General features: G+C 68.5%; 20 protein-coding genes. 17 read left to right on the top strand and 3 right to left on the bottom strand.

From position 1 onward, the window contains the following. Positions 1–66 precede the first annotated feature (66 nt). From LRQ07_RS17735 to LRQ07_RS17670, 14 genes are all read left to right on the top strand, one after another. The gene (locus LRQ07_RS17735; protein WP_256535393.1) at positions 67–1,035 is read left to right on the top strand and encodes a LysR substrate-binding domain-containing protein; all 969 of its coding nucleotides are present in this window, start codon (positions 67–69) and stop codon (positions 1,033–1,035) included. Between the two features lie 124 nt (positions 1,036–1,159). Beyond that, on the top strand, positions 1,160–2,773 hold the full coding sequence (locus tag LRQ07_RS17730) for an LVIVD repeat-containing protein (RefSeq protein WP_256535392.1): 1,614 nt from the start codon (positions 1,160–1,162) through the stop codon (positions 2,771–2,773). Between the two features lie 111 nt (positions 2,774–2,884). Next, on the top strand, positions 2,885–4,375 hold the full coding sequence (locus LRQ07_RS17725) for a DHA2 family efflux MFS transporter permease subunit (protein WP_232763097.1): 1,491 nt from the start codon (positions 2,885–2,887) through the stop codon (positions 4,373–4,375). 56 nt (positions 4,376–4,431) lie between these two features. Next, complete coding sequence (locus LRQ07_RS17720; RefSeq protein WP_165875405.1) at positions 4,432–5,556, top strand: ABC transporter ATP-binding protein; 1,125 nt, start codon at positions 4,432–4,434, stop codon at positions 5,554–5,556. Between the two features lie 59 nt (positions 5,557–5,615). Further along, a complete protein-coding gene (locus tag LRQ07_RS17715; RefSeq protein WP_232763098.1) occupies positions 5,616–6,776 on the top strand; it encodes an ABC transporter substrate-binding protein in 1,161 nt (386 codons plus the stop codon). A 2-nt stretch (positions 6,777–6,778) separates the two neighbouring features. Then, positions 6,779–8,644: an ABC transporter permease gene (locus tag LRQ07_RS17710; RefSeq protein ID WP_256535391.1), complete on the top strand. Its 1,866-nt coding sequence runs from the start codon at positions 6,779–6,781 to the stop codon at positions 8,642–8,644. Between the two features lie 190 nt (positions 8,645–8,834). Continuing rightward, complete coding sequence (locus LRQ07_RS17705) at positions 8,835–9,827, top strand: TIGR03557 family F420-dependent LLM class oxidoreductase (RefSeq protein WP_256535390.1); 993 nt, start codon at positions 8,835–8,837, stop codon at positions 9,825–9,827. Continuing rightward, positions 9,824–10,639: a coenzyme F420-0:L-glutamate ligase gene (gene cofE, locus LRQ07_RS17700; protein ID WP_256535389.1), complete on the top strand. Its 816-nt coding sequence runs from the start codon at positions 9,824–9,826 to the stop codon at positions 10,637–10,639. Before LRQ07_RS17705 ends, cofE begins: the two co-directional genes overlap by 4 nt. Continuing rightward, complete coding sequence (gene fgd / locus LRQ07_RS17695) at positions 10,636–11,649, top strand: glucose-6-phosphate dehydrogenase (coenzyme-F420) (RefSeq protein ID WP_256535388.1); 1,014 nt, start codon at positions 10,636–10,638, stop codon at positions 11,647–11,649. Before cofE ends, fgd begins: the two co-directional genes overlap by 4 nt. 10 nt (positions 11,650–11,659) lie before the next feature. Beyond that, positions 11,660–12,331, top strand: coding sequence for a 2-phospho-L-lactate guanylyltransferase (cofC, locus tag LRQ07_RS17690; RefSeq protein ID WP_256535387.1), 672 nt, complete (start codon positions 11,660–11,662; stop codon positions 12,329–12,331). Beyond that, positions 12,328–13,341, top strand: a complete 1,014-nt coding sequence (gene cofD, locus LRQ07_RS17685) for a 2-phospho-L-lactate transferase (RefSeq protein ID WP_256535386.1) — start codon at positions 12,328–12,330, stop codon at positions 13,339–13,341. Before cofC ends, cofD begins: the two co-directional genes overlap by 4 nt. Before the next feature lie 112 nt (positions 13,342–13,453). Beyond that, the gene (locus tag LRQ07_RS17680) at positions 13,454–13,732 is read left to right on the top strand and encodes a hypothetical protein (RefSeq protein WP_232763105.1); all 279 of its coding nucleotides are present in this window, start codon (positions 13,454–13,456) and stop codon (positions 13,730–13,732) included. Continuing rightward, positions 13,729–14,085, top strand: a complete 357-nt coding sequence (locus LRQ07_RS17675; protein WP_232763106.1) for a hypothetical protein — start codon at positions 13,729–13,731, stop codon at positions 14,083–14,085. The genes LRQ07_RS17680 and LRQ07_RS17675 overlap by 4 nt, the downstream gene beginning before the upstream one ends. 148 nt (positions 14,086–14,233) lie before the next feature. Next, positions 14,234–14,677, top strand: a complete 444-nt coding sequence (locus LRQ07_RS17670; RefSeq protein ID WP_256535385.1) for a hypothetical protein — start codon at positions 14,234–14,236, stop codon at positions 14,675–14,677. Between the two features lie 12 nt (positions 14,678–14,689). On the opposite strand, the gene LRQ07_RS17665 is transcribed toward LRQ07_RS17670, so the two are convergent. Genes LRQ07_RS17665 through LRQ07_RS17655 form a run of 3 tightly spaced genes read right to left on the bottom strand, consistent with a single transcriptional unit; the run spans position 14,690 to position 17,549 of the window. After that, positions 14,690–15,502 (bottom strand): ABC transporter ATP-binding protein, encoded by an 813-nt coding sequence (locus LRQ07_RS17665; protein WP_256535384.1) that lies wholly within the window; start codon positions 15,500–15,502, stop codon positions 14,690–14,692. Continuing rightward, on the bottom strand, positions 15,499–16,572 hold the full coding sequence (locus LRQ07_RS17660) for a putative F420-0 ABC transporter permease subunit (RefSeq protein ID WP_256535383.1): 1,074 nt from the start codon (positions 16,570–16,572) through the stop codon (positions 15,499–15,501). The genes LRQ07_RS17665 and LRQ07_RS17660 overlap by 4 nt, the downstream gene beginning before the upstream one ends. After that, complete coding sequence (locus tag LRQ07_RS17655; protein WP_256535382.1) at positions 16,569–17,549, bottom strand: putative F420-0 ABC transporter substrate-binding protein; 981 nt, start codon at positions 17,547–17,549, stop codon at positions 16,569–16,571. The genes LRQ07_RS17660 and LRQ07_RS17655 overlap by 4 nt, the downstream gene beginning before the upstream one ends. Positions 17,550–17,779: 230 nt before the next feature. Here LRQ07_RS17655 and LRQ07_RS17650 point away from each other — a divergent pair, with 230 nt between their 5' ends. Genes LRQ07_RS17650 through LRQ07_RS17640 form a run of 3 tightly spaced genes read left to right on the top strand, consistent with a single transcriptional unit; the run spans position 17,780 to position 21,124 of the window. Then, entirely contained in the window at positions 17,780–18,745 is a 966-nt protein-coding gene (locus LRQ07_RS17650; protein WP_256535381.1) for an alpha/beta hydrolase, read from the top strand. After that, on the top strand, positions 18,742–20,148 hold the full coding sequence (locus LRQ07_RS17645) for a dihydroorotase (RefSeq protein ID WP_256535380.1): 1,407 nt from the start codon (positions 18,742–18,744) through the stop codon (positions 20,146–20,148). Before LRQ07_RS17650 ends, LRQ07_RS17645 begins: the two co-directional genes overlap by 4 nt. Before the next feature lies 1 nt (position 20,149). Continuing rightward, positions 20,150–21,124, top strand: a complete 975-nt coding sequence (locus LRQ07_RS17640) for an LLM class flavin-dependent oxidoreductase (RefSeq protein ID WP_131493186.1) — start codon at positions 20,150–20,152, stop codon at positions 21,122–21,124. Positions 21,125–21,132 lie beyond the last annotated feature (8 nt).

Genomic DNA, 21,132 nt, shown 5'->3' with positions numbered 1-21,132 from the left:
GTTCGAGGGATGCCGACAAATACTCTCTTGATGCACTGCCATGCCCGTACGGCTATAGTCCCGATCATGGTCACCGATCGACTGCTCGACGGACGGGTCAAGATCCGCCACCTCGTCCTCGTCACCGCCATCGCCGACGAGGGCACCCTGGTGCGCGCCGCGGAGTCGCTGCACATCACGCAGCCCGTGGTCACCCGAGGGCTCCGTGAGGTCGAGGAGGTGCTGGGTGTGCCCCTGTTCGAGCGGATGCCGCGCGGCGTCAAGCCGACCCCGTACGGCGATTCGTTCATCGAGCGCGCCCGGTCGGTGCTCGCCGAGCTGCGCGCCGCGGGCGAAGAGGTGCGGCTGCTGCAGTCCGGTCAGCTCGGCACCGTCACGGTCGGCACGCATCTCGCCGGATCGAACCTGTTGCTGCCTCGCGCCATCGCCGCGCTGAAGGCCGAGCATCCGCGGTTGACGGTGGTCGTGCGCGAAGGGACGCCCGACACCCTGCAGCAGCTTCTCCTCGCAGGTGACCTCGATCTCACGGTCGGACGGCTCTCGCCGACGGTCCCGGTCCGTCTCGAGCAGGAGCGGCTGCACCAGGAGCCGATACGTCTGGTCGCTCGCGCGGGGCATCCCGTGCTCGGCGGTGTCAAGGCGAACTCGCTCGCCGAGCTGCTCGCGTACCCCTGGATCTTCCCGGTCGCTCAGACCGCGCTGCGCGCCGAGCTCGAAGCGGTGTTCTTCCATGAAGGGCTGCCGCTGCCGCCCGACCGGGTGGAGTGCACGTCGATGCTGACGTTGCGGACTCTGCTGATCTCGACCGACGTGATCGCGGCTCTCCCCATGTTCATCGCCGTCGACGACCGCGAGCTGCGGATCCTGCCCACCCCACTGAGCTCGATCCGCCGATCGGTCGGAGTGACGCTGCCGAAGGATCGGGCACCGTCGCCGGCGGCGTCCGCACTTCTGAGTCATCTGCGCGAAGAGGGTGCGCGGCTCGCCGAGTTCGAGCGCGAGTACGCCCTGACGGAGGCCCGCCCGATCGGCTGATATGCCCGAATGGTCATAGCTCTGACCCGTATGGATATTGGACAGCATCGCTTCTCCAGGGTGAATCTGAGGAGGACGACACGACGTCGTGACGATCTCACCCGATTCAGCCAATGGAGGCGACATGGCCGGCTCTCCCTACGTGCCCGACGCGAAGAAGTACCGCCCGGAGGATTTCCGCCGGGTCGCGGGGGAACCGGCCGATCCCGACCCCTCGACCTGGGGTATGCAGCCGGACGGGACCTTTCTGCCGCCGGCGCACACGCCGTCCGTCCCGCGTGACGTGTTCGTCGACTGGCCCGGTCAGCTCGACTATCGCGATCCCGAGACGTACACGTTCAATGCGACCGCCGAGGCGTTCTACCCGATCGTGGTGAACACGAGCCACTCCTGGCAGTGCATCTACGACTGGGATGGCCGACGCCTCATGCTGCACTACGGCGGTGGCAACCACTGGAAGCTGTACGACATCACCGACCCGCGCGACCTCACGATCGTCGACGAGGAGCAGTGGGGGTGGGATGATCCGCGTCCGCAGTTCGGCGCGACGACGGTGCAGTGGAACGAGAAGCTCGGGAAGCACATCGCCATCCAGGCGAGCGAGACCCCGCGGTACTTCCTCAAGGGGCGGGTCGCCAACAAGTGGATCGACGACACCGTCGAGGGTCAGTTGAAGGAGTGGGAGGGCCTGCGCGGCTTCCGCACCTGGGAGATGAACGGACCCAGCCCGAGGGAGTGGACGCTCCTGACCGAGGTCTCGACCGATCCGAACCACGGGCCGGACGAGATCCAGGAGGGCAACGGCGTCCTCGACCTGCCGGTCTACTACGGCGACAAGTACCTCTTCGTGGCGACCGCGCCCGACAACACCTTCACCAACCAGCCGTACAAGACCACGCTGTGGACGGCGGGGCATGCGGCCTACGACGTCTCCGACCCCTCGAAGCCCGAACTGCTCTCGACCTGGTGGGTGCCCGGATCCCGCGCCGGCGAGGAGGTGGACTCCGAGTACCTCGCCGACAACGACCGCTGGAACAACAAGACGAGCTGGTTCGGCTCTCGCATGGGCGTCTTCATGCCCCGCTCCGTGGAGTCGGGCTACCGCTACGCCTACGCCGCGCAGGGGGGTCAGGGCTTCTTCGTCCTCGACGTCTCCGATCCGACGAACATCCATCACGTCGGATGGTGCCCGCTGCCCACGAGCGTCGCCGGGACCGAAGGCGACAACGTCGACACCACCCAGGTCGAGGAGACCGGGTACGTGTACGTCTCGGGCTACCCGATGAACACCGACTGCTACGAGCCGGCCAAGGAGATCTACCAGATCGACGTGTCGGACCCGACGAACCCGCGGGTGGTGCGCACTCTGCCCCGCCCGACGCCGCCGGCAGAGGCCGCGTTCACGGACTGGGCACAGCGCCGCGGCTCGTTCGGCCCGAAGCGTTCGGGGTACTTCACGAACACCGGAACCCCGCACGGCGGCGTCGTCCCCTACGCGTTCTACGCCGCGGGGCTGCAGATCTTCGACGTGCGCGATCCCGAGAACCCGCAGGTCGGCGCCTACTTCGTGCCTCCGATGGGTCTGAAGGACGACGATGACCTCGCCGCCCCCGTGCACGGGATCTTCGTCGAGTGGGACCGGAACCTGATCTGGCTCTTCGCCAATCACGGCATCTACGCGGTCTCGACCCCGCTGCTGGGCGAGCCCGTCGTCGGCATCCCCGCCGCCGACGGCTGACACACGGCACCCCGGAACTTCGGCGCCCGCCCTGCACATAAGGGGCTTGCAGGGCGGACGCCGAATCCCCGCTCCCGTACCTTCCGCGACGATCCCTCCCGAAAGTGATCCATGACTCAGACAGTCAGGCCCTGGCCGGCCCTGTGGGCGCTGTGCATCGGCTTCTTCATGATCCTCGTCGACACGACGATCGTGGCGATCGCCAACCCGGTCATTCTCGCGGCCTTCGACGCCGACCTGACCACGGTCATCTGGGTGACCAGCGCCTACCTCCTCGCCTACGCCGTCCCGCTGCTGATCACCGGCAGGCTCGGCGATCGCTTCGGGCCCAAGCGCGTCTACCTCATCGGTCTCGTGGTGTTCACCCTCGCTTCGCTCGCGTGCGGTCTGGCCGACAGCATCGGCATGCTGATCGCGGCCAGGGCGGTGCAGGGTTTCGGTGCGGCGCTGATGACGCCGCAGACCATGGCGATCATCGCGCGGGTCTTCCCTCCGCGCGGACGCGGTCAGGCGATGGGTGCCTGGGGCGCGGTCGGGGGGCTCGCAACGCTCGTCGGTCCGATCCTCGGCGGCGTGCTCACCGACACGGTGGGCTGGGAGTGGATCTTCTTCGTGAACGTGCCCGTCGGGATCGTCGCGTTCCTCGTCGCCTGGCGTCTGGTGCCGAACCTGGAAGGACACCCGCATCGGTTCGACTGGCTCGGCGTCACGCTGTCCGGCGTCGGTCTCTTCCTTCTCGTGTTCGGCATCCAGGAGGGTGAGGTCTACGACTGGGGTGTGATCCTCGGACCGATCACGGTGTGGAGCCTGATCATCTCCGGGGTCGTACTGCTCGTGCTCTTCGTCGTCTGGCAGCGCGTCAATCGCGCCGAACCGCTCATGCCGCTCGCGCTGTTCCGTGACCGCAACTTCTCGGTCGCGAACGCCACGATCTTCCTGGTGGGGGTCGGTATCACGGCGATGCCGGTGCCGCTCGCCTTCTACTTCCAGGTCGGCCGGGGTCTCGACCCCACGCTGGCCGCACTCATGCTCGCGCCGATGGCCGTCGTCTCGGGGGTGCTCGGTCCGTTCGTCGGCAAGCTGAGCGATCGGGTCGGGCCGCGCTGGGTGACGTTCGCGGCTTTCGTCGTCTCGGCTGCGGCCATGGTCTGGTACGCGGCGACGATGACGCTCGATGCCCCGTTCTGGCTCCTGCTGCTCCCGTCCGCCCTGTTGGGGATCGGTGTCTCGGGGATGTTCGGACCTCTGGCGTCGACGGCCACTCGCAACCTTCCGCACACGCAGGCCGGAGCGGGATCGGGTGTGTACTCCACGACCAGGCAGATGGGCTCCGTGATCGGGTCGGCGTTGCTGGCCGTCCTGATGAACGCGACGCTCGCCCTGCATATCTCGGGCTTCGTGCCGGGGGCGATCCACCCCGGCAGCGACCTGTCGGCGGAGGACGGCAGCGGGCTGGCCACGGCCATGTCGCAGTCGCTGCTGTTGTCGGCCGTCGCTTTCGCGGTGTGCGCGATCGTCGTGGTGTTCTTCGAGAAGCCGCGGCCGTGGGGTGCGCCGGCGGCCCCGCAGACAGTGGAATCCGTCGTGAGAGAGGGACGATGATGGTGGCGATCGCAGTGGATCCAAAATCCAGAATGAAGAACGACGAGAGGGTTCCGATGACCGCGAAATCCGGAGGCGGAAGACTCGTCGTCGACGCCCTCAAGAAGGACTACGAGCTCGACGGTGCCGCCGTGCCCGTGGTCAAGGACGTCACGTTCACGATCGAGCCCGGGATGTTCTACTCCCTCCTCGGCCCGTCGGGATGCGGCAAGACGACCACGCTTCGCTGTGTCGCCGGGCTCGAGCGGAGCAACGGCGGGGTCATCTCGCTCGACGGCGAGGTGCTCTCCACCGGCACCGCGCACGTGTCGCCCGACAAGCGCGACATCGGGATGGTGTTCCAGAACTACGCGATCTGGCCGCACATGACCGTGTTCGCCAATGCGATCTTCCCGCTCCAGGTGGCCGGCTCCCGTCTTCCCAAGCAGGAGGCGCGCAAGCGGGCGATGGAGTCACTCGAGCTCGTGCAGCTCGATCACCTCGCCCAGCGTCCGGCCACCGCACTGTCGGGCGGCCAGCAGCAGCGCCTCGCTCTCGCACGGGCGCTGGCCCACCGGCCGCGGTTGCTGCTGCTCGACGAGCCGCTGTCCAACCTCGACGCGAAGCTGCGCGACACCATGCGCAATGAGTTGCGCAGTCTGCAGCGCACCCTCGGGATCAGCGCGCTCTACGTCACACACGATCAGTCCGAGGCGCTGTCGATGTCGGACCGCGTCGCCGTCATGAACGGCGGGCGCATCGTGCAGGAGGCTTCCCCTCGGGAGCTCTACGATCAGCCGGCCGACCGCTTCGTGGCGGACTTCGTCGGTCGCGCGAACATGATCCCCGCCCTCGTGATCGATCGCGACGGCGCGGGTGACGCGGTGGTGGAGGCCTTCGGGACCCGGCTGCGCACGCCCGTGCCGGACGAGGTCTCGGCGGGCGACGAGGTCACGTTGACCTTCCGCCCCGAAACCGTGCGCTGGCATGAGACCGACGCCGACCGTCCCAACGTCGTTCCCGTCCGCATCGTGCGGGTGGAGTTCCTCGGCGAGATCGTCGAGTACGAGGCCGAAGTGCTCGCCGAGGGCGAGTCCGTCGGCACCATCGTCGGCCGCGGAGCACCGCTGGCGACACCCCCCGAGGGCGGCAGGGTCTTCCTCGAACTCGTCCCGCACGCCTGCCGCGTGCTGGCTGCATGACGCAACCCCGCACCACACCCGTAGATCACATTCCTGATGTCAGAGAGGACATTCAGATCATGAAGAGAACACTGGGAGCGACCGCCGTCGTGGCGGTCTTCGCACTCGCGCTGAGCGGATGCAGCACGCCGAGCGAAGCAACCGGGGGCGACAGCGCCCTGAAGGGCGACGCCGCCGAGGCCGTCTGCGACGCCGTCGAGATCGGCGCGATCACGCGCTGCGAGAACTTCTACGACGACTACTGGCCGGAGATCGACAAGCAGCTCGACACCCTCTACGAAGAGGCGAAGAAGGCCGATGGCGGCACGCTGGTCATCTGGGACTGGTACGAGCTGGCGCCCGAGGTGATCGCGCAGTTCAACGAGCGCTTCCCCGACATCAAGGTCGAGACCCGGGGTCTGACCTACAACCTGTCCTCGGCGATCATCTCGGCCAAGGCCACCGGTGCCCGCAACACCGACGTGGTGTCCGGTTCGATCACTTCGATGGCGGCCATGTACGACGAGGGGTTCTGGGAGAAGGTCGACTGGGAGAGCTTCGGCGTCCCCGCGGAGTACCTGACCATCGGTGCGCCCGAGCTCATGCCCGACAGCATCAACGGCACCCTCATGCAGTACAACACCGAGAAGGTCGAGTCGGTGCCCGAGACGCTCGACGGTCTCCTCGACCCCGAGTACAAGGACAAGGTGTCGGTCGCCGGCTACAACGCGGTGGTCTTCGCCGGATACGGGATGGCCGAGGGGGAGGACAAGATGGTCGACCTGATCGGCGACCTCATGTCGTCCGGCAACCTGAAGCTGCTCGAGGATCAGGGCGCTCCGCTGTCGAGCGGTGACGTGCCGATCGCCCTCAACCAGACCCTCTTCAACCCGAACCCGGCGCTCCAGGTCTCGCCGTTCGAGCACGCCGGCGTCTGGGCGCAGTTCTCCGGTGTGAATTCCGACGCCAAGAACAAGCCGGGCGCGGCGCTGTGGACCCTGTGGAACGCGTTCGACCCGGACTGGATCGAGCTCCGCATGACGGACGAGCGCTTCGCCAGCACCCAGGTGCCGTTCGCCGGGCTTCCCGCTGCGACGTTCGCCGAGGCCACCGGGCTCATGAAGACGAACTCCGACGCACTGCTGCTCGGCCTCGAGAACGGGGCCGAGACCGAGACGCAGGCCACTCGTGACGATTGGCAGGCCATGATCAACGCCGCCGACAAGGCGCTGAACGGATAACGATGTTCCAGGCAGGACGGACCACGGGGCGAAAGCGTCCCACCACGATGACGATCGCGATGATCGTCTCGGGCGCGGTCATCTTCATCCTTCTCGCGGTACCGCTGATCGTCCAGGTGATCACCGCGTTCCGTGGTCCGTTCCTGCCCTTCGGCGTCTCGTCGGCGAAGTGGGGCGTCGAGAACTTCGTCACCCTGTGGCAGCTGCGCGAGGACTTCTGGGGTGTGCTCGGCGCGACCGGCGCGTTCGTCGGCGGCTCGACGCTCCTCACGCTCCTGATGGCTTTCGGCCTCGCCTGGGTCACGGTGCGCACGGATGCGCCGTGGCGTCGCCTCATCTCGGTGCTGGTGATCGTGCCGTACATCATCCCGCCGATCGTGAAGGCACAGGCCTACCTGCTGATGCTCTCGCCCGAGTCCGGGGTGCTCAACCAGCTGCTGCGGTTGCTCCCGTTCGCGAGCGACGTGCCGATCGATCCGTACGCCTTCCCGACGATGATCTTCATCCAGGCGCTCACGAACGTCACCTTCCCCTACCTGATGATCGTGCCCATCCTGACGAACATGGACGGCTCGCTCGAGGAGTCCGCGCGGGTGTCCGGGGCCTCTTGGCCGCAGACGCTGCGACGGGTGACCCTGCCGATGCTCTGGCCGGGCCTGCTCGGGGTGACCGTGCTCACCTTCATCCTCGGCCTCGGCAGTCTCGAGGTTCCGCTGCTGTTCGGTCAGGAGTCCGGGCGCAACATCTTCGCCCTCAAGCTCTGGACGCTCATCAGCTCCAACGCGGGCGAGCTGCCGCAGTACGGCCTGGCCGCCGCGTGGGGACTCGTGTTCTTGGTGATCACCACCATCGCCTTCGCGGTCTATCTCCGCGCGACCCGCAATGCCGAGCGCAGGGCATCGGTCTCGGGCAAGGGCTTCCGGCCGTCGACCATGCGGATGGGGCCGTGGAAGATCCCGGTCATGCTGCTGGTCGCCGTGTTCGTGCTGCTCACGGGCATCCTCCCGCTGCTCGCCCTGCTGTGGGCGGCGATCACGCCCTATCCGGTGGCGTTCTCGATCGATGCGATGCTCGGCAGCACCGACTTCGGTGCGTTCGGGGTGGTGCTCGCGGATCCGGAGTTCTGGGTGTCGCTGGGACGCACGGTCCTCATCGCGGGCGGCAGCGCCACGATTGCGGTCGTGTTCGCCACGGTCCTCGCCTACGGCATCGCCCGCAGCAAGAAGACCGGCTGGGTGAAGGCCCTGGACCTGTTCGCCTCGTCGTCGGTCGCTATCCCCGCGACCATCGCCGGCTTCGCGATGTTCCTCACCTTCATGGTGATCAACCCCTACATCCCGATCGCGGGAACCCTCCTGGCGCTGGTGATCGCCTACTCGTATCGGGTGTCGATCGCCTACCGTTCGTCGTACAGCGCGACCCTGCAGATCCGGCCCGAGCTGGAGGAGGCCGCGCTCACCAGCGGGGCGAGTCGCTTCGAGGGGTTCCGCCGCATCATCGCTCCGTTGCTGATGCCCACCGTGATGGCCGTGTGGATCCAGATGTTCATCCTCGGCACCAACGAGTTCACGCTTCCCGCGTTCCTGGCCACCCCGTCATCCCGTCCGCTGTCGATGTACATCTACGCGATGATCAACCCGCGCTCCGCACAGCTCTATGCGCCGGACCAGGGCGCCGCGATGGCGCTGATCTTCACGCTGATGGTGTTCGCGATCGGATACGGCCTGCAGTGGGCGCTGTCTCGTCGCGCGATCGGTCGGACCCGCAAGGCGGTCGGTGCCGGTCTTCCCGACCTCGCGACCCCTCCGGCCCCCGCTGCGGATTCCGCGACCGCAACCCTGGCCGTCCAGTCCCGCCCCCGTCCCTGACCCCCCGTCCCGCCCCCCGCCCCGCCCCCGTCCCGCCCGTCCCGCCCGCCGCGCTATTGCGGGATCGAAAACGCGCCTCAGGGCGGGTCCGGAGGCGCGTTTTCGCACTTCGACGCGGCCCGGAAGCTCACACGCTTGACTTTTGGATCCAGTATCCATTCAATGGAGACAGAGAGGCGAGGAGGCCGACATGCATATCGGATACGCCGCGATGCTCGAGCAGGTCGAGCCGACCGCCGCGATCGAGAACTGCGTCCTCGCCGAGGCGCACGGGTTCCGCGGGATCATGGCCACCGACCACTTCCAGCCCTGGTTGCCTCGCCATCGCAACGCCGCGCACGTGTGGACGATGCTCGGCGCGATCGGCGCCCACACCACCGGCGACCTCGGTCCCGGTGTCACGACCCCCGGTTTCCGCACGCACCCCGCGGTCGTCGCGCAGGCCGCGGCGACCCTTGCCGCGCTCTACCCCGGTCGTGCCTGGCTCGGCGTCGGTTCGGGGGAGGCGCTGAACGAGCACATCGTCGGCGGCTACTGGCCGGAGCCCGCCGAGCGGATCGACCGCATGTTCGAGGCCGTCGACCTGATCCGCAAACTCTTCACCGCCTCCCTCGCCGGGCGGGACGCGCGCCATCGGGGTGAGCACTTCCGGATGGAGACCACCCGACTGTGGACGATGCCGCCCGCCGCGCCGCCGGTCTACATCGCCACCGCGGGGCCCGCCACCGCACGTCGTGCCGGCCGCAATGCCGATGGGCTGATCACGACTTCCGCCGAGGTCGAACGCCTCGAACCCCTGCTCGCGCGGTTCGCCGAGGGTGCACGGGAGGCGGGCCACGATCCCGACGGTCTCCCGAAGGTGCTCCAGCTCCGCCTCTCCTGGGCGCCGACCGAGGAGCAGGCGCTCGCGAACGCGCTGTCGGAGTGGCCGATCGCGGGTCTCCGGATGCGCCGGGGCGACGTGCGCTCGCCGTATGACTTCGAACAGCTGGTGCGCGGGGTGACGGCGGAGGACCTGCGCGCGTCGATGCTGATCTCCGCGGACCCCGACGTGCATCGGGCGCAGATCCAGCGCTATGCCGACCTCGGCTTCACGCGCATCTACCTGCACAACGTCGGCCCCGACCAGAGGTCGTTCCTCGAGGTGTTCGGTCGAGACGTCCTTCCGAAGGTGCACTCATGAGCGCCCCCGCGATCACCGTCTTCGCCCTCACCGGCATGGGCGAGGTGCAGCCCGGTGACGACCTCGTGGCCTTGATCCTCGACACCGGCGTCGAGCTCGCGCACGGCGACATCCTCGTGGTCACCTCCAAGATCGTGTCCAAGGCCGAGGGCTGCTACGTGCAGGCCGCCGACCGCGAGGAGGCGATCACCGCCGAGACCGTGCGCCTCGTCGCCTCTCGCACCGCCGACGGCCACACCATGCGCATCGTCGAGAACCGCCTGGGGATGGTCGCCGCGGCCGCCGGTGTCGATGCCAGTAACACTCCCGACGGCTGGGTACTCCTGCTCCCCGAAGACCCCGACCGTTCGGCGCGGACGCTCGCTGCCGGCCTGCGTGCGGCCACGGGGGCGGAGGTGGGGGTGATCCTGAGCGACACCCTCGGGCGTCCCTGGCGAGAGGGACAGACCGACGTCGCGATCGGTGGCGGAGGCGTGCGGATGATCGCCGACCTCCGCGGCACGACCGATCAGGCGGGCAAGGTGCTCAGTGTCACGACCCCGTGCCTCGCCGACGAGCTGGCTGCGGCGTCCGACCTCGTCAAGGGCAAGGCGAGCGGCAACCCGGTCGCCGTGGTGCGCGGACGCCCCGATCTCGTCGGTCCCCTCACCCTGCCCGGTGCGTCGAGCATCGTGCGCTCCTCGGAGCGCGACCTCTTCTGGCTGGGCACCGCCGAAGCACTCGACCAGGGGTACCGCGACGGCTATGCCGCCGCCCTGGCCGCCGTCCACGCACACGAACCGCACGAACACGAACAGAAGGATGCGACATGACACTGACCCTCGGATACAAGGCCAGCGCGGAGCAGTTCGACCCCCGTGAGCTCGTCGAGATCTCGGTGGCGGCGGAGGCGCACGGCATGCAGTCCGTGTTCGCCAGCGACCACTTCCAGCCCTGGAGACACACCGGCGGGCACGCCCCGTTCTCCCTGACCTGGATGGCGGCGGTCGGCGAGCGCACGTCGAGCATCCGCATCGGCACCTCGGTGCTGACTCCGACCTTCCGCTACAACCCGGCCGTGCTCGCGCAGGCGTTCGCGAGCCTGGGCTGCCTGTACCAGGACCGGATCATCCTCGGGGTCGGCTCCGGTGAGGCGCTGAACGAGATCGCGACGGGCTTCCGCGGCGCGGGGGAGCAGGAGTGGCCCGAGTTCAAGGAGCGCTATGCGCGACTGCGGGAGTCGGTGCGCCTGATGCGGGCGCTCTGGTCCGGGGACCGGGTGAACTTCGACGGCGAGTACTACTCGACGCACGACGCCTCGATCTACGACCGGCCCGAGGGCGGTATCCCGATCTACATCGCCGCAGGCGGGCCGATGGTCGCGCGCTACGCCGGGCGTGCGGGCGACGGCTTCATCTGCACCTCGGGCAAGGGACGCGCGCTCTACGTGGACCAGCTGCTCCCGGCGGTGGCGGAGGGACTCGAGCAGGCCGAGCGCTCGAGTGACACCTATGACCGGATGATCGAGATCAAGCTGTCCTATGAGGAGACGCGCGACGCGGCACTGGAGAACACCCGCTTCTGGTCGCCGCTGTCGCTCTCGAAGGAGCAGAAGCACGACATCACCGATCCGGTGGAGATGGAGAAGGCCGCCGACGCGCTGCCGTTGGAGACGATCGCGAAGCGCTGGATCGTCGGGAACGACCCGGATGCGGTGGCCGCCGAGATCCAGCAGTACATCGACTGGGGCTTCAACCACCTGGTCTTCCATGCGCCGGGTCATGACCAGCGGCGTTTCCTGCAGCTCTTCGAGCGCGACATCGCGCCCCGACTGCGCGGCTGAGGACGCCGACATGCTCCGCAGTGGTGGTGTCGGGCCCTCGGTGCTGGGGGCGCCCGTGCGTGAGTGGGTGGTCGTGATCCCGGTCAAGCGGGCCGAGATCGGGAAGTCGCGCCTGCGACTGCCGGGGGTCGAGCGCGAGCCGCTCGCTCGGGCGATAGCGCTGGACACCGTCGAGGCCGCCGCGGCCTGTGAGCGGGTCGCCGAGGTCATCGTCGTGACGAGCGACGAGATCACGGCGACCGCGCTCCGCGTGCTGCCCCGCGTGCGGGTCGTGCGGGACCGGGGAGAGGGGTTGGGCGCCGCGATCGCGCTCGGCGTGAGCGCGGCGCCGGATGCTCGTCCGCGGGCCGTGATGCTCGGTGACCTCCCGGCGCTGCGCCCAGATGAACTGGCCAGGGCACTCGCCTTCGCGTCTTCGCATCCTCGGGCGTTCGTTCCGGATGCGGAGGGGACGGGCACCGTGCTCGCGACCGCCCGGGCGGGCTTCGAGCTGCGCCCGTGTTTCGGCGATCGCTCGGCCGTCGCCCATCACGAGGCCGGCTTCGCGGAGGTCGGGTTCCCGGTGCTGAGCGGACTGAGGCGTGACCTCGATCATGCCGAGCACCTCCGTGCGGCACGCCGCGCCGGTCTCGGGCCGCGGACCGCGGCGCTCGTGGATCGGCCCCTGGTGCTGGCGTCATGACAGTCCCCGCGGCACCACGCGTCGTGGTACTCGCCGGCGGTGTCGGCGGATCGAAGTTCGTCGTCGGCGTGCGAGAGGCTGCGCGCCGACGTTGGCCCGACGGGGAGGGGGGCACCCGCGCCCGGATCACGGTGATCATCAACACCGGTGACGATCTGTGGCTCAGCGGTCTGCGCCTGCAGCCGGACGTCGACTCGATGATCTATGCCCTCGCCGGGGTGAACGATACCGGGCGGGGGTGGGGCCGAGCCGGAGAGAGCGAGCGAGTGGCAGCGGAGCTGGGAGCCTGGGGGGCCGGCTGGCCGTGGTTCACACTGGGGGATCTCGACCTCGGAGCGCATGTCGCGCGCACGGGGTGGCTCCATGAGGGTGCGACGGTCACCGAGGTCGTGGGTCGTCTCGCCGGGCGCTGGCCGCTCGGTGTCCGGTTGCTCCCGATGACGGACTCCGAGGTCGACACGCACGTGACGACCGACCAGGGGCGCATGCACTTCCAGGAATGGTGGACGCGGCATCGGGCGGGTCTCCCGGCGCAGGGCTTCGACTGGCCGGGCATCGAGCGGTCCGCGCCCGCGCCCGGGGTGCGGGAGGCTCTGGCGGAGGCGGACGCTGTGCTCTTCGCGCCCTCGAACCCCGTGGTCTCCCTCGGCCCCATCCTCGCCGTCCCCGGGATCGCCGAGGCGGTGCGTTCCTCTCCCGGAGCGGTGGTCGGGGTTTCCCCGATCATCGCCGGCGCTCCGGTGCGGGGAATGGCCGATGCGTGTCTCGCCGCGGTCGGAATCCCCGCTGCCGCCGATGCGGTCGGGCGCCACTACGGTGCGCGGACATCCGGGGGGCTGCTCGATGCGTGGGTGATCGCCGAAGAGGATGCCGCGCTCGCCCCCGCGCTCGAGGCCGAGAGGCTTTCCGCCCCGGTCCGTCCGCTCTGGATGCGCGACCGCGACACCGCCGCCGCGCTCTCCGGAGCCGTGCTCGACCTGGTCGACGAGGTTCGGAGGACGCGGGACTAGGTCCTGATGTGCCTGTCCACACCTCATCCAACGCTGCCTATCGGTTCGGGCGTGCGTCTCGGTCCATTTTATCGGCTTACTTTATTGGCTCGGATTGGATAAGATCGAGGCCGTGGCACCATCCTGGGCGAAGTCGGCGGGCAAGCACGGTGTCGATCGTCGAGATGTCATGTATGCGCTCCTGCATCCGAACTATGTTCGCGACATGGAGGACAACGGTGACGGCACGGTCAACCGGCTCTTCATCGGTCCCGAGCACGGACAGACCGAGCGCGAGCTTGAGGTGATCGTGCGGGTGGCTGTGGACGGTTCCGGACGAGAGGCGGTCATCTTTCACGTCATGCAGTTGGGGCCGGCGATCCGGCGATACCGAGAGGAGAATCCGGAATGAGTGGGAAGAACATCGATTACGACGCGTTGAGCGATCGCTATGCGGACCCGGACGCGACGTTCACGGCCGTAGGTCCCGCGCTGACCGGCGAGGCGGCCGCTGCCGCTGGCCGTGAGTTCGCGATCGCCGAGTACGGATCGGTCGAGGCAATGGAGGGCGAGATTCGCCGGGGCCGTCCCCGCATCGGTGCGGAGCCCCAGCGTGCGGCGACGGCGCGCACAGTGCGAGCCACGCTCTCCGATCGGGACTGGGAGGCGTTCGAGCAACTGCGTGCACAGAGGGGTGCGCGACAAGCAGAACTGGTCCGTGAGGCCGTGCACCAGTACCTCGTGGGCCAGCGACTGGCCGGGTGATTCCGCCCCCGGACCTTAGACGTTCGGCGAGAGATCTGGACGAAAGTCGCCAATATATCGGCGTAATGAGACGTGCCCTCGACCCGTCTCATTAGTGGGAGCAATGCTCGGCCGATCACGGTGCGAGCTCATCGGGCGGAGGGGCCTCATGAACGGACGAAACGGAGTGACTCAGCTCTTCGAGGAGCTGGAAGTCGAATGCGGCGCAAGTGTGGAGTGCATCACGGACCGGGTGTCGGTCCTGCAGGGGGTGGACATCGAGGTCGAGCTGCTCGGCGAGGGGGAGTGGGCGTGCATCGCGCCTTTCGTGCTCGTGAGCGGTGATCGCGCGCGGATCCTCCTCCGGGAATCCGACCCGCGGTGGTACCGGCTCCACGCCGTGATCCACCAACTGTCGCATCTGCTGTGCGGGCACACGCAGTGCGCGGCACTGCCCATGTCTTTCGAGGGGTCGCCGGATCCGACGTCGGCCGACCGTCTCACCCACGAGCTCCTGCACCGACAGGAAGCCGAGGCGGAAGAGATCTCCCGGCGACTGAGCGCGTTCGTCCTCGCTGCGGACTCCGCGCCGTCGCGAGCCCTGCTCGTCTAGTCCAGGCGACGGTCACAGCCCTAGGACGGGAACCGCAGCCTCCTCGAACACGATCAGGGGGCGATCGCTGTCCGGTCGGGAGAGGACCACGGCGTCGACGTTCCACACCCGGGCGATGAGCTCGCGGGTGAGGACCTCCTGTGGCGACCCGGCCGCCTGCACATGACCGTTCGCGACGACCACGATTCGATCGGCGAAGGCCGCCGCATGGTTGAGGTCGTGCAGTGCCGCGAAGACGGTCATCCCGTCCCTGGCGAGTGAGCGCAGCAGCGTGAGGGCGTCGAGCTGGGCGCGGATGTCGAGATGGTTCGTCGGTTCGTCGCACAGCAGAAGTGCCGGACGCTGCGCCAGGGCCCTGGCGAGGTTCACGCGCTGACGCTCGCCGCCGGAGAGGGTCGCCGCATCGCGGTCGGCGAACGCGAGGGCACCGGCACGGCGCAGTGCCGTCTCCGTGGCCGCGGCGTCCGTCGCCTCGCTCTCGAACGACAGCCAGCCCCGGTGCGGAAGGAGCCCGAGTGCGACGATGTCGCGTCCTGTCATTCCCTCGGCCGCCGACCACTCCTGCTCCACCAGGGCCACCCGCTGCGCGCGCTCCCGGCGCTTCATCGTCAGGAGCGAGTCCCCGTGCAGGCAGGCGGACTCGACCTCGCCGCGCAGCGTGCCGGCGATCAGTCGCAACAGCGTGCTCTTGCCCGAACCGTTCGGGCCGAGCAGAGCGGTCACCGCCCCGCCCGGCGCGGTGAGGTGCATCCCGTCGAGGATGAGCCGATCGTCGCGATGGAAGCGGATGCGCCGCGCGTCGAGCCCGTCTCGGTGATCGGTCATGTCCGGTTCCTCCGCATCCGCAGCATCAGCAGTGCGAACACCGGTCCGCCGATGAGCGCGGTCACGATCCCGACCGGGAGCTCGCGCGGTTCGAACACGGTGCGAGCGATCGTGTCCGCCCAGATGAGGAACACCGCCCCGGCGAGGAACGAGACCGGCAGCAGCGCGCGATGCCGGGCGCCGACGACCGCGCGCACCGCGTGCGGGAGGATCAGCCCGACGAATCCGATCGAGCCGCTGACCGCGACCAGCGCACCGGTCAAGAGGGCCGTGCAGAGGAAGAGGAGCACCCGCATCCGGGTGACCGGCACGCCCAGGGCTTCGGCGGCGGTGTCCCCGAGCGTGAGACTGTCGAGCGGACGGGCCGACGCCAGCAGGGGGACGGCGCAGACGAGCACGGCGACACCGGCCAAGGTCGCATCCGCCCAGTCCGCGCCGCCGAGTGAGCCGAGCAGCCAGCTGAGGATCTCGCGGTAGCTGTCGTTCGTCGCACTCCAGAAGATCACCAGGCTGGTCAATGCGGCGAGCACGGCCGACACCGCGAGACCTGCGAGCACGACGGCGGTCGGTCCCGCGGAGCCGGCGGCGCGGGCAAGGGCGAGCGTCAGCACGAGAGCGAGCACCGCACCGGCGAAGGCCGCGAACGGCAGCGCCACCGCGGCGCCCAGGACGATCACGATCACCGCCCCTGTGGACGCGCCTGACGACAGCCCGAGCAGATACGGATCGGCGAGCGGGTTGCGGGTGAGTGCCTGCATCACAGCACCGCAGAGGGCCAGACCACCACCGACGGCGGCCGCCGTGAGCACGCGGGGCACACGTCCCTCCCAGATGATCGCGTCGCGGATCGGGGTGAGGCCGCTGGCCGCCCCAGTCAGGTGCGACCACACGCTCGCCAGGAGCTCCCCGGGGGTGATGTCGGCCGGTCCGATCGCGACGGCCGCGATCACGGTGGCGGCGAGGGCGGGCAGCAGCACGGCGACGGCAGAGACCGCGCGCCGCCGTCTCGGGTGGGCGGTCGATGTCGCCGCGACCGGGACCGCCGCCCGCAACGGGACAGTGACGCTCATCGTTCTCCGAGCTGGGTCACGATCGACTCCACGGCGTCGACGTTGCGGATCCCCGCCTCGGTGGCGGGGAAGTCGACGATCACGAACCGTTGGTTCTGCACGGCGTCGAGCTCGGATGTGACCGGGTTCGACGTGAGCAGCGCGATCTTGGACTCCGCGGTGTTCCACGCGGCATCCACCAGCACGATCACGTCGGGGTCGGCCTCGGCGATCAGCTCCCAGGAGCTCGACGTCCAGGTGTCGTGCACGTCGGCGAACACGTTGTCGAGGCCGGCCGCCGACATGATCATCTGCGGTGCCCCGATGCCCGCACCGACGAAGGGCTGGTCCGTGCCCGAGGAGTACCAGAGCGCCGTGAGTCCGCGGTCGTCCGGGGCGATCTCGTCGAGGGCGGCGCGCTGCTCCGCGATCAGCGCGGACGCGGCATCCTGCTCGCCGAGCAATTGGCCAGCCTCGGCGAAGCCGTCGAAGACGGCGTCGAAGGTGAGCGGGTCGGGCATGTAGCCCGGCGCCTTGCAGGCGGCGGGCGCGACGTAGGTGGTGATGCCGAGCTTCTGCAGGTCGGCGCGCTCGCCGGCACCGTCGACCGAGAAGTTCGACTCCCACCCGGCGAACACCAGGTCGGGCTCGAGCTCGAGTACGGCCTCCTTCGACGGCACCTTGTCGGAGACGGCGTCGATGCCCTCCGCGCTCGCTGCGAGATCGTCCGGCAGGGGCCCGTCGGAGAAGGCGGAGCCGATGATGCGGTCGCCGGCGCCGAGCGCCAGGGCGAGCTCGAGTGTCGAGGACTTGATGGTGAGGATCCGCTGCGGGGCGTCATCCACCGGCACCTCGGTGCCGCAGTTGTCGAGGACGACGGGTTTCGGATCGGCGGCAGCGGCGGGAGCTGCGGGAGCGCCGCTGCATCCGCTCAATCCGGCGGTGACGAGGAGGGCGAGGAGCGGGGTGGCGGCGAGGGCGCGGGTGGTGGCAGGCATGGTTCTCCGGAAGACGAGGAAGGGAAGGGCGCAAGCGAGAGCACGTTCGCAGTCCAAGTCGGGACCACCGGCGTCGGCCAATCGGGTCGACGCGATGCGGTCATGCTAGCGCGGATTCTGGATCCAAATCAATACTGGATTCTGGATCCAAAATGCGTGATGATGGGAATCGCCCCACCGCAGCGGCGCAGATCGCCGATCGCGACGCCGCGTTCAGCCGAGAGGAACCCATGCAGACCACACCCGTCTCGTACTTCAGCGAGGGTCAGCGCATCTCCGCCGTGTGGCGCACCCCCGATCACGCGGGCCCCTACCGTGCGCTCGTGCAGGGGCCGGGCTGGCTCGGGCTCAAAGATGCCAAGCTCTACGTCCGCTATCACGAAGCCCTCGTCCAGGCGGGCTTCGCCGTGCTCGTGATCGACTACCGCGGTTTCGGCGACTCCGAGGGCGACCGCGGCTACCTGTCCCCGGCCTGGCAGCTCGAGGACCTCGTGAACGCCGTGACGTACCTCACCACGCGCGAGGACGTGATCGCCGACGCGATCGGGGTGTTCGGAACGGGCGGGACGGGAGGTGGCAACGCCGTGCTCCTGGCCGACGCCGACCCGCGCATCAAGGCCGCTGTGAGCCAGGTGCCCGTCGCCGACGGTGAGGACTGGCTGCACCGCATGCGCAGCGAGTATGAATGGCTCGACTTCCAGAACTCCCTCGCCGAAGACCGCCGTCTGCGCGTCACCGAGGGGAAGGGGCGGATCGTGCACCCCCGCGAGGAGATCATGATCCCCACGGCCGAACGTCGCGCCACCACGATCAAGGCCGATGTCGACGACCGCATCCCGACGGCCGTCCCGCTCGCGTGCGCCGAGGGCATCCTCGCCTACCGGCCCATCGAAGCGGCGTCCCGCCTGACCACGCCGCTGCTCGTGATCGGCGTCGAAGGCGATGCGACCACGCCGACCGACCACGCCGAAGCGCTGTACGAGGCCGCCCGCGGCCCGAAGCAGCTCATCATGCAGCGGCACACCACCCACTACGCCGCCTACGACGCCTACTGGGAGCAGACCACTCCGGTGATCGTCGAGTGGTTCGACCGGTACGTGCGGCCGGCGCATCTCATCCACCGGTCGTCGCCGTCGCCCGCGATCGGCGAATCCATCACCACAGAATCCGTCAGCAAAGAGGAGGTCGCGCGATGAGCGTGGATCTGAAGATCACCGGTGGCACCGTCGTCACCCCCGCAGGGCCGGTGCAGGCCGACCTGCTCGTCGCCGACGGCAAGGTCGCCGGCATCGTCGCGGGAGGCACCGAGATCCCGGCCGCCCGCACGATCGATGCCGCGGGAAAGCTCGTGCTCCCCGGAATGGTCGACGTGCATGTGCACACCCGCGAACCCGGTTACGAGCACAAGGATGACATCTACACGACGAGCCTGCAGGCTGCGGCCGGCGGCGTCACCACGATGTTCGGGATGCCGAACCTCAAGCCGCCGACGACCGACGTCGCGACGCTGACCGACGTGTTCCGCCGGTACGAGGAATCATCGATCGTCGACTGGAACCACAACCCCGCACCGACGAAGTTCGACGAGATCGCCGGCATGAGCGAGATGGGGATCCGGGCGTACAAGATCTACATGGTCGTCGACACCGGCCGCGACTATCCGCACCCCTCCGGTACCGGCATCCACAACCACGGGCACCTGCTCGAGATCATGGATCACATCGCCCGGACCGGCAAGCGCTTCATCGTGCACCCGCACGACCAGGCGCTCATGGACTACATCGAGGGCGCCTACCTCGCCCGTGGCGAGAACACCCCGGAGGGATACGCCTCGGCCTACGCGGCTCGCGAGGGCGTGATCTGGGACACCGCGATCGACGTCGTGCTGCGTCTCGCCGAGGCCTCCGGCTGCCCCGTGCACATCGCGCACATCCAGACCCGACGCTCGATCGAGGCCGTGCGCCGTGCCAAGCAGAACGGCATCGACGTCACCTGCGAGGTCAACCACTGGGCACCGTTCCTGTCGACGTGGAATGACGTCGAGACACTCGGACCGTACGCGCTCAGCTACTGGGTGCCCGACGACAATCGCGCCGCTGTCTGGGAGGGCATGCGTGACGGGACGATCGACATCGCCGCGAGCGACCATGCCCCGCACACCCGCGAGGAGAAGGAGGTCGGGTGGACCAAGATGTGGAGTTCGCACACCGGCACACCCGGCATCCAGTACTACTACGAGCTCATGCTCGACGCCGTGAACAAGGGTGAGCTCGACCTGCAGCGCGCGATCGACATGGTCGCCCACATCCCCGCCGCCAAGTTCGGCCTGGAAGGGGTCAAGGGCTCTCTCACCATCGGGGCGGACGCCGACATCGTGATCGCCGACCTCTCCGAGGAGTGGACCATCACCAACGACGGCGTGCTGTCGAAGATCGGCTGGACCCCGTATGACGGACGCACCATCAGTGCCCGCATCCAGCGCACCCTCGTGCGCGGCGTCGACGTCTACGTCGGAGACGAGGTCACAGGCGACCGCACATTCGGAAAGCTCGCCGCATCGGCGGAAGACAGGGCGGCGTTCGCCGCGGAAGGGAACTGACATGAAATTCGGACTGCTGCTGCCGCACTTCGGCGAGGAGGCGAGCAAGGAGAAGCTCCTGGAGGGGTCGAAGCTCGCCGAGAGCTTCGGATTCGACTCCGTCTGGGTGCGCGACCACTTGGTCTTCGAACCGCACGGGGAGATGGAGAAGCCGAACCGCACGTTCTACGACGCGCTGACCACCCTCACCGCCATCGGCGCCGTCACCGAGAAGATCGAGCTCGGCACCGGATCGCTGATCCCGTTCCGTCACCCGCTGGTCACGGCGCTCATGGCGGGGACGATGACGCAGCTGCTCGGCCCGCGCCTGATCCTCGGCTTCGGCGCAGGAACCTTCGACCACGAGTTCGAGGCGATCGGCTGGGGCGACCTGGACCGCGTCGAGATGGTGCGTTCGAACGCCGAGATCCTGCGCCGGGTGTTCACCGAGAACGACGTCACCTACGACGACGGCATCTTCTCGTTCGAGAACGTCACCATCGAGCCGAAGCCTGTGGGAGGACGCATCCCGTTCTGGTACTGCGGCGCCACCCCGCGTTCGGCCCGTCTCGCGGCGGAGTTCGCCGACGGGTGGATGCCCGGGCGCACCGGACTCCTCACGATGGAGAAGCGCATCCAGACCATGCGCGAGATGACCGACGAGAACGGCCGACCGATGCCGACCGTCGCCGTCATCCCGCCGACCTCGATCGAGGACACGCGCGAGGAGGCTTTGAAGCACGTGAACATCCCAGGGCTTCTCGCCTGGGCGAACAAGGCCAAGTTCGCGGTGAAGCCGCCGTCCGGCAGCTTCGAAACCGTCGAAGACCTCGAGGGCCAGCTCATCGTGGGTGACCCCGACCAGGCCGTCGAGCAGATCCGGCGGTTCGAGGAGGTCGGCACCGAGCACCTCGTGTTCGACTTCCGGTTCAAGTTCGATCGGTTCTTCGAGCAGATCGAACTCCTCGGCACCGAGGTGCTTCCTAAGCTGCGATAAGCCGCGCA

Source organism: Microbacterium sp. J1-1, assembly GCF_024498615.1.
GTDB classification, from domain to species: domain Bacteria; phylum Actinomycetota; class Actinomycetes; order Actinomycetales; family Microbacteriaceae; genus Microbacterium; species Microbacterium aurugineum.
This window is presented reverse-complemented; position numbering and strand designations above follow the sequence as displayed.

Bases quoted from the DNA above. Each gene is read 5' to 3' on its own strand.
- LRQ07_RS17665 (WP_256535384.1), bottom strand. From the start codon at position 15,502: ATGACCGATCACCGAGACGGGCTCGACGCGCGGCGCATCCGCTTCCAT.
- LRQ07_RS17735 (WP_256535393.1), top strand. From the start codon at position 67: ATGGTCACCGATCGACTGCTCGACGGACGGGTCAAGATCCGCCACCTC.
- LRQ07_RS17670 (WP_256535385.1), top strand. From the start codon at position 14,234: ATGAACGGACGAAACGGAGTGACTCAGCTCTTCGAGGAGCTGGAAGTC.
- LRQ07_RS17650 (WP_256535381.1), top strand. From the start codon at position 17,780: ATGCAGACCACACCCGTCTCGTACTTCAGCGAGGGTCAGCGCATCTCC.
- LRQ07_RS17660 (WP_256535383.1), bottom strand. From the start codon at position 16,572: ATGAGCGTCACTGTCCCGTTGCGGGCGGCGGTCCCGGTCGCGGCGACA.
- fgd (WP_256535388.1), top strand. From the start codon at position 10,636: ATGACACTGACCCTCGGATACAAGGCCAGCGCGGAGCAGTTCGACCCC.
- LRQ07_RS17655 (WP_256535382.1), bottom strand. From the start codon at position 17,549: ATGCCTGCCACCACCCGCGCCCTCGCCGCCACCCCGCTCCTCGCCCTC.
- LRQ07_RS17640 (WP_131493186.1), top strand. From the start codon at position 20,150: ATGAAATTCGGACTGCTGCTGCCGCACTTCGGCGAGGAGGCGAGCAAG.
- LRQ07_RS17725 (WP_232763097.1), top strand. From the start codon at position 2,885: ATGACTCAGACAGTCAGGCCCTGGCCGGCCCTGTGGGCGCTGTGCATC.
- LRQ07_RS17675 (WP_232763106.1), top strand. From the start codon at position 13,729: ATGAGTGGGAAGAACATCGATTACGACGCGTTGAGCGATCGCTATGCG.
- LRQ07_RS17715 (WP_232763098.1), top strand. From the start codon at position 5,616: ATGAAGAGAACACTGGGAGCGACCGCCGTCGTGGCGGTCTTCGCACTC.
- LRQ07_RS17710 (WP_256535391.1), top strand. From the start codon at position 6,779: ATGTTCCAGGCAGGACGGACCACGGGGCGAAAGCGTCCCACCACGATG.
- LRQ07_RS17730 (WP_256535392.1), top strand. From the start codon at position 1,160: ATGGCCGGCTCTCCCTACGTGCCCGACGCGAAGAAGTACCGCCCGGAG.
- cofD (WP_256535386.1), top strand. From the start codon at position 12,328: ATGACAGTCCCCGCGGCACCACGCGTCGTGGTACTCGCCGGCGGTGTC.
- LRQ07_RS17645 (WP_256535380.1), top strand. From the start codon at position 18,742: ATGAGCGTGGATCTGAAGATCACCGGTGGCACCGTCGTCACCCCCGCA.
- cofE (WP_256535389.1), top strand. From the start codon at position 9,824: ATGAGCGCCCCCGCGATCACCGTCTTCGCCCTCACCGGCATGGGCGAG.
- LRQ07_RS17705 (WP_256535390.1), top strand. From the start codon at position 8,835: ATGCATATCGGATACGCCGCGATGCTCGAGCAGGTCGAGCCGACCGCC.
- cofC (WP_256535387.1), top strand. From the start codon at position 11,660: ATGCTCCGCAGTGGTGGTGTCGGGCCCTCGGTGCTGGGGGCGCCCGTG.
- LRQ07_RS17720 (WP_165875405.1), top strand. From the start codon at position 4,432: ATGACCGCGAAATCCGGAGGCGGAAGACTCGTCGTCGACGCCCTCAAG.